General features: G+C 69.8%; 9 protein-coding genes. All 9 read right to left on the bottom strand.

Annotation, left to right across the window (positions count from 1 at the left end; genetic code table 11):
* On the bottom strand, positions 1–4,241 hold a 4,241-nt coding region (locus tag ACFXA3_RS20865; RefSeq protein ID WP_385188736.1), incomplete at its 3' end, for an amino acid adenylation domain-containing protein.
* A gap of 129 nt (positions 4,242–4,370) precedes the next feature.
* Entirely contained in the window at positions 4,371–5,420 is a 1,050-nt protein-coding gene (locus ACFXA3_RS20860; RefSeq protein WP_385188734.1) for a methyltransferase, read from the bottom strand.
* A gap of 43 nt (positions 5,421–5,463) precedes the next feature.
* The gene (locus ACFXA3_RS20855; RefSeq protein WP_053691587.1) at positions 5,464–5,682 is read right to left on the bottom strand and encodes an MbtH family protein; all 219 of its coding nucleotides are present in this window, start codon (positions 5,680–5,682) and stop codon (positions 5,464–5,466) included.
* Positions 5,683–5,746: 64 nt separating this feature from the next.
* The gene (locus ACFXA3_RS20850) at positions 5,747–6,877 is read right to left on the bottom strand and encodes a beta-ketoacyl synthase N-terminal-like domain-containing protein (RefSeq protein WP_385188732.1); all 1,131 of its coding nucleotides are present in this window, start codon (positions 6,875–6,877) and stop codon (positions 5,747–5,749) included.
* Positions 6,871–8,181, bottom strand: a complete 1,311-nt coding sequence (locus ACFXA3_RS20845) for a beta-ketoacyl-[acyl-carrier-protein] synthase family protein (protein WP_385188730.1) — start codon at positions 8,179–8,181, stop codon at positions 6,871–6,873. Before ACFXA3_RS20845 ends, ACFXA3_RS20850 begins: the two co-directional genes overlap by 7 nt.
* The gene (locus ACFXA3_RS20840) at positions 8,182–8,427 is read right to left on the bottom strand and encodes an acyl carrier protein (protein ID WP_385188728.1); all 246 of its coding nucleotides are present in this window, start codon (positions 8,425–8,427) and stop codon (positions 8,182–8,184) included.
* Positions 8,428–8,524: 97 nt separating this feature from the next.
* A complete protein-coding gene (locus ACFXA3_RS20835; RefSeq protein WP_385188727.1) occupies positions 8,525–9,253 on the bottom strand; it encodes a phosphosulfolactate synthase in 729 nt (242 codons plus the stop codon).
* 96 nt (positions 9,254–9,349) lie between these two features.
* Positions 9,350–10,360, bottom strand: coding sequence for a 2,3-diaminopropionate biosynthesis protein SbnB (gene sbnB, locus ACFXA3_RS20830; protein ID WP_385188725.1), 1,011 nt, complete (start codon positions 10,358–10,360; stop codon positions 9,350–9,352).
* Between the two features lie 48 nt (positions 10,361–10,408).
* Positions 10,409–11,221 (bottom strand): thioesterase II family protein, encoded by an 813-nt coding sequence (locus ACFXA3_RS20825; RefSeq protein WP_385188723.1) that lies wholly within the window; start codon positions 11,219–11,221, stop codon positions 10,409–10,411.
* Positions 11,222–11,497: the final 276 nt, after the last annotated feature.

Here is an 11,497-nt window from a genome sequence, read left to right as displayed (position 1 = left end):
ACGTCCTGGTGGGCGAACGCCGCCAGGTCCGCCTCCCGGACCCGCTCCACGACCTCCCGGAACGTCGGATCGCCCGAGACGTCGGTCCGCAGGACCAGCGTGTTCACGAAGAACCCGACCATGTCATCGACGGCGTCGTCGGTACGGCCCGCGATCGGCGTCCCGATCGGGACGTCTTCCCCGGCGCCCATCTTCGACAGCAGAACCGCCAGAGCGGCCTGCACCGTCATGAACATGCTCGCCCCGCACGACCGGGACAGCTCCACCAGACGGGCATGGGCCTCCGCCGGAACACGGAACCCGACCGCAGCACCCTCGTGTGAGGCAACAGCAGGGCGCGGGTAGTCCACCGGCAGCTCCAGCTGCTCCGGAAGACCGGCCAGCGCCTGCTCCCAGTACGCGACCTGCGCCGCGATCACACTGTCCGGATCGTCCTCGTCCCCGAGGACCTCACGCTGCCACAACGTGTAGTCCGCGTACTGCACCGCCAGCTCTTCCCAGGCCGGGGCATCCCCCTGGCAACGGGCCGCGTACGCCTGCGACAGATCCTTCGCCAGCGGCGCCATCGACCAGCCGTCCGCCGCAATGTGATGGACCACCATCACCAGAACCCACTCATCCGGGGCATCCGTGACCTCCAGCAGGCTCACCCGCCACGGCAGATCCCGCTCCAGGTCGAAGCCGGTCGAAGCCGCCTCGAACGCCGCGGCGGCGAGGTGGTCGGTGGCAACCGGGACGACACGGAACTCGGGTACGCCCGTGGACGCGTCGAGGACGCGCTGGCCGGGTCGGCCGTCGGCGTCCTGCGGGAACACCGTGCGCAGGCTCTCGTGCCGGCCCGCGACGTCTACGAGAGCGGCCCGCAGCGCCTCCACGTCCAAGGCGCCGGTCAGTCGCAGCACGAGCGGGACGTTGTACGTCGCCGACGCACCTTCGAGCTGGCCCAGGAACCACAGACGACGCTGCGCGAACGACACCGGAAGGACCTCCGGCCGCACGCGCCGCTCCAGCGGCTTCCGGACCTGAACGCCCTCGTCGAGCCGCTCCACCAGCCCGGCGACGGTCGGGGCCTCGAACAACGACCGGATGCTCACCTCGACGCCGAGCGCGGTCCGGATCCGGCTCACGAGGCGGGTCGCCAGCAGCGAGTGCCCACCGAGCTCGAAGAAGCCGTCGTCGATGGACACGGATTCCACGCCGAGGACCTCGGCGAACAGCCGGCACACCGTGGTTTCCTGCGGTGTCCGCGGCCCGCGTCCGCGGCCGGTGCCCACCGCCGCGTACTCCGGGACCGGCAGGGCCCGCCGGTCCAGCTTTCCGTTGAGGGTCAGCGGCAGGGCGTCCAGTGCCACGAGGGCCGACGGCACCATGTAGTCCGGCAGCCGCTCCGCGACGTACGCGCGCAGTGCCGCCGTGTTCACGCCGACGGGGTCGGTGCCCGCCGGGGGTACCACGTAGGCCGTGAGTCGCTTGTCGCCGGGGGTGTCCTCCCGGAGGATCACCGCGGCCTGGCCGACCTGGGCGTGCCCGGCCAGGACCGCTTCGATCTCGCCGGGCTCGATGCGGAAGCCGCGTACCTTCACCTGGTCGTCGACGCGGCCGATGAAGTCCATGGTGCCGTCGGACAGCCAGCGCACCACGTCGCCGGTGCGGTACATCCTGGCGCCCGGTGTGCCGAAGGGGTTGGCGACGAAGCGGCCGGCGGTGAGTTCGGCGCGGTTGAGGTAGCCACGGGCCAGGCCGTCGCCGGCGATGTAGAGCTCGCCGCTGACTCCCGGGGCGACGGGGCGCAGTGCCTCGTCCAGAACGTACAGCTGGGTGTTCCAGAGGGGCCGGCCGATGGGGACGGAGCTGTCCGGCACCCGGCCGACTTCGCGCAGCGGGTTGACGGCGGAGAAGACGGTGGTTTCGGTGGGGCCGTACTCGTTGGCGACGACCGTGCCGGGGCAGGCTTCGAGGACTCGGCGGACGGCGGTGGGCGAGACCACGTCGCCGCCCGCCCAGATCTCGCGGACGCCCTTGAAGCAGGCGGGGTGCTCCTCCGCGAGGACGCGGAAGAGTCCGGCGCTGACGAACAGGCCGGTCACGTTCTGCTCGGTGATCACCTTGGCGAGGTCCGCGGCGTCCATCGGGCCCGCCGGGGCGACGACGACGGTGCCGCCGGTCAGGAGCGGTGTCCAGATTTCGAAGGTGGACGCGTCGAAGGCGTACGGGGAGTGCATGAGCACGCGTTCGTGCCGGCCGGAGGTCCAGTAGGAGTCGGCGGCCAGGTGGACGACGTTGCGATGGGTGTTGGCCACGCCCTTGGGCTTGCCGGTGGAGCCGGAGGTGTACATGACGTACACGAGCTGCTCGGAGTGGACGGTGGGCCGTGGCGCGGCGGGGGCGTCCCGGTCGTCGACGGGGGCGGCCCCCGTGCCCCGGTCGGCAGCGGTACCTGCCGTTCCGGGCGTCGTTTCCGTCTGGTTTGCCGTGTCCTCCTCTCCCCTGGCCGTGACACGGATGACCGGGGCGTCGGCGGTGAAGCCGATGTCGTGCGGGTCCCGGTCGGTCAGCAGCGCCATGGCTGCGGTGTCCTGGAGGATGAACTCGGACCGGCCGGCCGGCTGGTTCGGGTCGATCGGGACGTACACGCCGCCGGCCTTGAGGACGGCGAGGGACGAGACGACGACGCCGATGGAGCGCTCCTGGAGGACGGCGACCCGTGACTCGGTGGTGACGCCTGCGCGCCGGAGGCGGCGGGCCAGGCGGTCGGCGGCGGCGTCCAGTTCCGCGTAGGTCAAGACGGTGGCGCCGTCGGTGACGGCGTGGGCGTCGGGGGTGCGTGCCGCCTGGGTTTCGAACAGTTCGTGGACGCAGATGTCGTGCGGGTAGTCGACGTCCGTGTCGTTCCAGGTGTGCAGGATCCGCTCGCGCTCGTCCGGTGCGACCATGTCGGCCTGGCGCAGGGGGGCACCGGGATCCGCGACGAGCTGCTCCAGCAGGTTCAGGTACCGCGTCTGGTGGGAGGCGACTTCCTGCCGGTCGTAGAGGTCGGAGTTGCCGTCGAAGTCGATGGTGGGGCCGCGGCCGTCGTCGGGGTCGCGGACGACGATGGAGAGGTCGGGTACGGGTCCGCTCGACAGGTTGTGGGGGGCGCCGTGGAGGTCGCCGAGGGATATGCCGTCGTTGAACGAGATGATGTTGGCGACGACGTTCCAGATGCGCTGGGTCCGGTTCCCCCCGCGGATCTCCCGGATCAGGTCTTCCGAGCGGAAGCGCTGGTGGCGCAGTGCCTGATTCACCTCGGTGGTGGCCCGGCCGAGGAGGTCGGCGAAGGATTCCTCGCCGGAGAGGGTCAGGCGGAGCGGGAGGACGTCGGAGAGGGTGGTGACGGTATTCCTGGCGTGTACGGACTTGCGGCCGGTGACGGGAAGGCCGACCAGGACGTCCCGTTCTCCGGTCATGCGGCTGAGGTAGACGAAGACGGCCGCGATGAAGACGACGGCGCGTGTCGTCCTGTGCTCGTGGGCGAGGTCGCCGAGCGTGTCGTCGGCGGCCTTGTCCCACTGCGTGGTCACCCGGGTGACGCGTCCGTTGACGCCGGGCTCGCGCGAGGCGAGTGTCGTCGGGTGCGGGCGGTCGGCGAACTTGTCGAGCCAGTAGGCGCGGTCGGCCGTGAACTTCGGCGAGGCGAGGTACTTGCGGTCTTCCTCGCGGAGCGGCTCGAGCCCGCGCGGGACGGCTGCTTCGAGCGCGTGGGTGTCCGGCGACCGGAGCGACATGTAGATGTCTCCCAGGCGCTGCTGGAACAGGAAGCCGCCGTAGCCGTCCATGAGGAGGTGGTGGAACCTCGCGTACCAGAAGTAGCGCCGGTCGGAGATCCGGAAGAGGGCGAACGACCAGAGGCGGTCGGTGAGGACGTCCACGGGCCGGCGGAGGTCGGCGCGCATCCATTCCCGTGCCGCCGCCTCCGGGTCGGGCCGGTCGGAGACGTCCATGTGGCCGACGTCCGGGACGAGGGAGGGGTCGATGGTCTGCCGTACGCCTTCCGGTCCTTCGCTGAACCGCTGGTGCAGCGCTTCGGACTCGCGGAACGCCTGTCGGCAGGCCTCCTGGAACAGTGCGACGTCGATGTCGCCGCGGAAGTCGACGTACTCGGCGATGTTGTAGGCGTGTCCCGAGGGGTCGAGCTGGTGGCCGAACCAGATTCCCGTCTGAGCAGTGGACAGTTCCGTGTGCTCGCTCTGCTCCTCGGACACCCTCATCACCTCACGCTTGAAGCCAACAACTGGAACGGGCAGCACGACGGCGCACCGGTGCGCCGGTGTGCGGGGGTGTGCCGGGGCGGGCGCCGTCGGGCCCGTGTCTCGCTCTCGGTGGACCGCCGGTCAGCGGTCGTCTCGTCTCGCTTCGAGCACGCTGAAGAACGAGTCCGGGAGCCAGGTGACGTCCGAGAGGTGCATGCCCGCCCGCCGGAGCAGGGACCGGTACTGGTCCAGGCTGCGCTCGCGGCCGCCGAGGACGACCATCATTCCCAGGTCGCTCCACCAGGCGGGGTGGGCTTCGCCCGATTCGGGAAGGAGCATCTCGCAGATGAGCAGCCGGCCGTCCGCGGGCAGTGCCTCGCGGCTGCGGCGCAGGATGGTGACGGCGTCCTCGTCCTCCCAGTCGTGGAGGACGCTGCACATGAGGTGGGCGTCGGCCCCGGCGGGGATCGCCTCGAAGAAGTCGCCCGATGCGGTCCGGCAGCGGTCTCGCAGCGGAGCGAGTTCACCGGAGACCTCGGCCCGTTCGACGACGCTGCGCCGGTCGAAGAGTATGCCGCTGACGTGCGGGTTGGCCGTCAGGATGGAGGCGAGTACGGCGCCCTTGCCGCCGCCGATGTCCAGGAGGCGGCGGGTGTCGTTCCATGCGGGGAGCGTGGCGAGGCCGGAGTAGAGGCGGCCCGCCCGCTCCCGCATGCGTTCGTCGAAGGTGGCGCCGACCTGGCCGTCGCTGTCCTTGTGGGTGAAGAATCCGGCGCCGAACTGGCTGTCGAAGGCGGGCCGTCCGGTGGCGATGGTGTCGACGGCTCCGAGCCAGGCGCGGTAGGAGTCGACGTTGGTGAGGGTCGCCCGCATCGAGACGGGCGAATCGGTCCGGAGCAGTTGGCCCAGCCGGGTGAGCGAGAACAGACCCTCACCGTGGTCGGTGAAGAAACCGCAGCTGGCGAGGGTCCGCAGGAGCCGTTCCAGGGCTCCGGGCGACAGGTCGAGCGCCCCGGCCAGCTCCTCCACCTTCCGTTCGGTGTCGCTGAATTCGTCCGCGACGCCCAAGTGTGCGGCGACGGACAGCGCGTACGGCAGTACGGCGACGATGCTGTCGTCGGCCATGCGCAGGAATTCGCGGACCACCGGGTCGGTCGCGGTCGCGATGACGTGCTCTCGGTCTGTACTCACCCGGTTGGGCCTTCCGTTCATTGCGTCAGATCGGTGGGCGTCTTCAGGAGCTGGTGTCGCCCATGGCGTCCACCAGGCTCTTCGGGCGCATGTCCACCCAGTTCTCGTTGATGTAGTCGAGGCAGGCCTGTCGGGTGTCCTTGTCGTGGGCGACGGTCCACCCTGCGGGCACCACGGCGAATGCGGGCCAGAGGGAGTGCTGTCCTTCGTCGTTGACCAGAACGGTGTAGACGCCCTCGGGGTCCTCGAACGGGTTGGCCATCGGGTCTTCCTTCCTTGCAGAACGGATTCCTCAGTGCCCGGTGCGGCTGTGTGCACCGGGTTGTTCAGCGGCCGGACGACGGCAGGCGCAGGAGCGCGCAGGCCACCGCTCCGTCGGGGTCGACGGCGCTGACCAGCGCCAGGCGGTCGCCGTCGTGGCCGCGGTCGGCGGCGGCGTGCTGTGCGGTGCTCAGCAGCGCCGCGATCTGGAAGACGGACGTGGCGGCGGAGGTGTCCCCGATCAGCGATCCGATAGCGGGCCGGGAAACCGCCTCCGTGCCGAACGTTTCCTCGAGAAGCCGGGCTTCTCCCGGCGCCGTTGCCCCTGCGCAGCTGCTCGGCATGGCAGCCCAGACGTCCCCGGCGGTGGCTTGGGCGGCGTCGAGCGCGTCGGACAGGCAGGAGCGCAGGGCGGCGGTCGGATCGCCGTCCACGTCGATGCGCGAGGTCACGGCCAGCACCTCGGCCAGGACGGTGCGCTCGGCGCCGATGCCGTCGGGTCGCTCCAGCAGGAGGACGGCGCATCCCTCGCCCAGTGCCGCGTCCGCGTCGCCGGCGTGCCGCCGGTGGTGCTCCAGCCAGGAGCGGGCCTGCGAGTACTCCTCGGTGGCGCCGACGACGACACGGTCGGCGCGGCGCTGCGCGAGCAGCCGACGGCCGTGTTCGAGGGCCATGAGGCCCGACACCCGTCCGGCCGCGAGGGTGCTGTTCGGGCCGCGGAGGCCGTGGAAGATGGCACTGGCCGAAGTCGCCCTGTTCATCGCCATGTTCGGGATGGCAACGGGCGGTACGTCCTGGGGGCGTCGGCCTTCGAAGGAGGCACGGGTCACGTCTGCGTAGCCCTGTGCGCTGCCGGCGGTGGTACCGAGCACGATCCCGGTGGTGAGACCGCTGTCGTCGACGATGTCCGGCGCGTGCCGCAGCAGTTCCCGCACCGCGGTGATCGCCAGGCCGGTCGCGCGGTCGAGCCCCCTGGTCCCGGCCTTCCCCAGTACCTCCCGGACCTCGAAGTCCGGTACGAGATGGGCCAGCGGGTCGGCGACGATCCCCCAGGTGTCGGTGTCGGGTTGCCGGGCGGTCGTGTGGCCGGCCCCCAGGCCCCGTTCGAAGGGCTCGCGTCCCACCCCGAACGGCGACACGGCCGACCAGGCGGTGATCACGGGGCGCTGCGGCCGGCCCGCCTCGGTGCTCAGCACGGCTGCTCCTCTTGCACCATCTGCTCCTGCCGGGGGTTGCGCGCCGTCGGCGGGGTCAGCCGGACGTCGGGGCTGCCGAGGACGAGGACGGCGTTGTTGCCGCCGAAGGCCAGGGCGCTGTTCTGGACGATCCGCACGTCCGCTTCGACGGACCGGTTGGGCGTGCAGTCGACGGCGCACTCCGGGTCGGTGTGCCGGTGGTTGGCCGTGGGGGGCACGAAGCCGTGGTGGATGGCGAGGGCGCCGGCCACGGCGCCGAGGGCGCTGGCCGCGCCCATGGTGTGTCCGATCATGGACTTGACGGCTGTGGCGCGGGGCAGCCGCGCGCCGAAGACGTCGTGCATGGCCTGCACTTCGGTGATGTCGTTCGTCTGGGTGCCGGTGCCGTGCGCGGAGACGAGGTCGACGTCTTCGGGGCTGATTCCGGCGTCGTCCAGGGCCAGGCGCATGCAGCGGGCCACGCTTTCCCGTTCGGGGGCGACGGGGTGGTGGGCGTCGCAGTTCAGTCCGTAGCCCATCACTTCGGCGTACACGCGGGCACCTCGGGCGTGCGCGGAGTCGGCGTCCTCCAGCAGGAGCATGGCGGCTCCCTCGCCGAGCAGGAGACCGTCGCGTCCGGCGTCGAAGGGCCGGCACTCCTCTTCGGCGACGAGGCCGAGCCGGGTGAACCCGGCGAGCGTCTTGCGGCACAGCACGTCCGATCCGCCCACGAGGGCGTAGTCGGCTTCGCCGGACCGTACGGCGTCGAGTCCGGCGCCGATGGCGTAGTTCCCCGCGGCGCAGGCGGTGGCGATCGAGACGGCTTCGACGTTGCCGAGTCCGAGCTCGCGCGCGAGGTGCACCGACAGCTGGGATGCGGGTACGCGGCGGGCCAGGACGGTCGGCATGTCTTCGAGGCCACCGGGGAGCACGGCCTCGACGATGCCGTCCAGGTCAGGTACGCCGCCGTCGGTGGTGCCGACTGCGATGAACCCGCGTCGTCGCTTGTGCAACTCCGAGGCGGTCAGTCCGGCGTCCGACAGGGCCATGCGGGTTGCCGCGATGGCGAATTGCGCGGCGGGTCCCACGTCCTCCAGGGGAAGGTGGTGAATCCAGTCCCCGGGTTCGAAGTCCGTCACCTGGTGTCCGCGCCGCTGCGGGAAGTCCCGGGTGTCGAAGCGGGTGATGTCCGTGGTGCCCGCGCGTCCGGCCCGCAGCGCGTCGGTGAACGGCCCGACGCCGTTGCCGATGCTCGAAAGAACGCCCATGCCGGTGATGACCACTCGCCGGCGCCGGCCGTTCGTGATGTCCCCCGTGCTCGTCATCTACCTTGCCCTGGCCGTTTCGAGGATCTCCAGCACCGTCTCCAGGTCGACCATGCGCTTGAGGTCATCCCTGGCGATTTCGATGTCGAGCGCCACCTCGATTTGGCTCTGGATTTCCACGGCGTTCATGGAGTCCGCACCGTAGTCTTCCCGGAACCGTCCGGCGGGGGTCAGCTCTTCCTCCTCCAGTTCGAGCACATCGCAGATTATTTCGCGGACTTTTGCCTCGCGCTCGGCAGGAAGCACCGTTGCTCCTTTCCTTCAGGCCATGACGGCACAGAGAATGCATTCTTGTTCGGGCAGGGTCCGGCGGTCCAGCGATTAATTTCGGATGTCGCCCATGTCACTTGGCGAGGAAAGAGCGTTCGTATGCGTCGCTGTGCAGTCCGTACCGATAGGTTTCCACTCTGAGGAGTTCCTCCAGCCGCACATTGCCCAGGGCGACGTCGGCGCCGAAATGGTTGAGCAGTGCGAATTGGCTCGGCTTGGTGGGCGCCTCGAATATGAGCCGGTCCAGTCCGAATTCATCGGCGAGTGTGTCGGCGAGTCCGCGGCTCAGCCGGCCCTGGGCATCGAAGAGCCCCACGTCCGCGGCGTTCTCGCGGCCTTCGACGACGAGGTGGGTGGCACCCTCGTTGAGCCATCGGCCGCCCTCCGCGACGAGTCGCTTCGTGGTTTCCTCGTCGAACGCCCCGTCGTGCTTCCCGCCGATCTCGTAGGTGACCGTGAGGCCGCGGGCCGTCGCGGCTTCCAGTACGCGTCCCGGGTGGGGGTCGGACCGGGTGAATCCCTGACCCGCCTCGATCCCCGTGACGTTCAACCGCCGGCACAGGTCGAGGTACTCCTCCAGCCGGCCGAGGTCGACGGCTATCTCGAACATGCCTCCGCCGACCGTCACCGGCAGCCCGTGGTCCCGGGCGGCCCGGATCTTCTCCTGGAGGCTGGTGTCCTCGATGAGCAGCCAGGTGGCCATGGACAGCTTGAGCCCCGCCATCAGGGAGTGGCTCTGGCGGATGTGGGAGACCACCGTCGCAACGTCGTAGCCGGGGTCGAAGGGGTAGGTTCGGGGCATCCGGCGAACGACGCCGAGTGATGCGAGGAAAGCCCGTTGCGGGGGTTCCGCACCGTTCGCTTCGGACACGATTGCTCTTTCTTTCACCGAAAGGGGTTACCTTTCCAGTCGAGTACCCACGCCGTTCTCGACGGCCCGTCCGTAGACGGCGGCCGAGCAGGCGATGTCTCCGACGGCCTGTCCGATGGGGTTGAAGAAGATGGTCTCCTCGGGCTTCTCCCGTCCCGGACGTGCGCCGGTGACGAGCTGCGCGAGCTCCGCGTGGCAGCGTTCGGGACCGAAAGTGCCCTGCTGCTCCATGGTGTGGAGTAGTTTCCCGGGGCGCATGACCTGCTCGTAGCAGTCGACGACGACCTTGTCGCTGGCGAGGACGACGTCCGGCATGGGGTCGGCGAGCGACACGTTCAGGAACAGGGAACCGCGCGGCACCCACGCGGCGGGGATCCACGGCCCGGGGGCGGTGGTGACCACGAGGATGACGTCCGCGCCGCGCAGGCATCCCGCGGCGTCCTCGTGGACGGTGACCGTCAGACCGTGCTCCTCGCGGGCCCAGTGCGCGAAGGCCTCCGCCTGCCGGGGGGAGACGTCGTGGACGTCCACCGCCTCGGGCCGGTCCCAGGTTTCGCACAGGAGGGACAGGTGCGTTCTGGCGAGGAGCCCGGTTCCCAGGATGGCGAGGCGCCTGCCCTCGGGCGCCAGGTACCTGCAGGCCACGGCGGAGACCGCTGCGGTCCGCCATGCGCTCACGACGGATCCGTCCATGATCGCGACGGGGTAGGCGCTGTCCGCGTCGTTGAGGACGATCACCGCGGAGGCCCGTGGCAAGCCCCGGACTTCCTGGTTGTCATGGGCGCTGCCGATCCATTTGATGCCGGACAGGTGGACCTCGCCGCCCACGTAGGCGGGCATCGCGATGATGCGGTCCGTCGGGTGCGGGCGGTCGGGCCGGCGCAGGTAGGGCTTGAGCGGTTGCACCACGTCGCCGGCGGCCTGGGCGCGCAGTGCGGCCTCCACGGCTTCCACGAAGAGGGTGCGTTCGGAGCCGACGGCGCGTTCCACGTCGGCGGCCGACAGGTACAGCAGCCCATCGCGTGCGATGGGGTCCAACGCGTTCAAGATTCCCCCCGGTGTCCCGTTCACTGCCGACCTGACGGCTCAACCGTCGGCATGCTGACCGGTGTGTGAATGGTTCGCGCCGTCGCCTGCCATCCGCTGGACGGCACGGTTCATCTGGCGTGCGAATTCCTGCTCATGTTCCAGCAGGTAGAAGTGGCCGCCCGGGAACGTGTGGCTCGTGAAGGTCCCCGTCGTGACGTCTTTCCACTCGGCCACCCTATTCCAGGGAACGCCCGCATCGTCAACACCGGCAAAGGCGGTGACAGGTGTGGAGATTCTGCGAAGAGGCTGTGGCGAATAGTGCCGCACGAGACGAAAATCCGCGCGGACGGAGGGCAGCACGAGCTCTCGGAGTCCGGGCTGGAGCATCGGATCGCTGTACGTGCCTCCGGTCCTGCGCAGTTCGGCGATCAGCTCGTCGTCGCTCTCGCCGGGCCATTCGCGTTCCGGAGGCAGGTGGGGCGGAATCTGGGCGGACACGATGAGTCCGGCCGGGCGGCGGCCGAATGACATCTCGAGAAGTCGCGCCACTTCGAACGCGACCCAGGCGCCCATGCTGTGTCCGAAGAGAACAAGGGGGGAATCGTCGTCGAGGTGGGGTTGCAGGGCCTGGACCACTTGGGGTGCCAGGTCGTCCATGGCCGACACGCACGGCTCGGATATCCGGTCCTGACGGCCCGGGTACTGGACGGACAGCAGATCGGTTCCCTCGGGCAGCCACGAGGCCCAGGAATGGTGGAAGGAGGCGGTGCCGCCCGCGTGCGGCAGACAGAGGAGGCGTATCCGTGCGTCACGGCATCGCCGGTTGCGCCGGATCCACGACGCTCCGGTGGCGGGAGGGTCAGAGGACATACCCGTCCCCACACCCGTCCGGTGGGCTTCCGTGTCCGTCAGGAAGGCCTGCCGTGCCTCCGGAAGAAGCGGGACCTAATGCCGCCGAGCACGACACGCCGATACCCACACAGCGACCAACCATGCCATTCACCCCCGTGTGAGTCAGCATATGTGATGTTGCAGCTGTGAACAGGCCAAGATCATAGGTGAGTTGGGGGCCGAAGGCAACGAAGGTCGACCTGTGAACCACTGGTCACACGGCGTGTCTGCCGCATGCCGCCGGCACCAGCCCCC

The organism is Streptomyces sp. NPDC059456 (assembly GCF_042750055.1).
Lineage (GTDB): Bacteria > Actinomycetota > Actinomycetes > Streptomycetales > Streptomycetaceae > Streptomyces.
This window is presented reverse-complemented; position numbering and strand designations above follow the sequence as displayed.

Excerpts from the sequence above, each read along its gene's own strand:
- ACFXA3_RS20855 (WP_053691587.1), bottom strand. The coding sequence starts at position 5,682 with ATGGCCAACCCGTTCGAGGACCCCGAGGGCGTCTACACCGTTCTGGTC.
- ACFXA3_RS20845 (WP_385188730.1), bottom strand. The coding sequence starts at position 8,181 with ATGACGAGCACGGGGGACATCACGAACGGCCGGCGCCGGCGAGTGGTC.
- ACFXA3_RS20825 (WP_385188723.1), bottom strand. The coding sequence starts at position 11,221 with ATGTCCTCTGACCCTCCCGCCACCGGAGCGTCGTGGATCCGGCGCAAC.
- ACFXA3_RS20835 (WP_385188727.1), bottom strand. The coding sequence starts at position 9,253 with ATGCCCCGAACCTACCCCTTCGACCCCGGCTACGACGTTGCGACGGTG.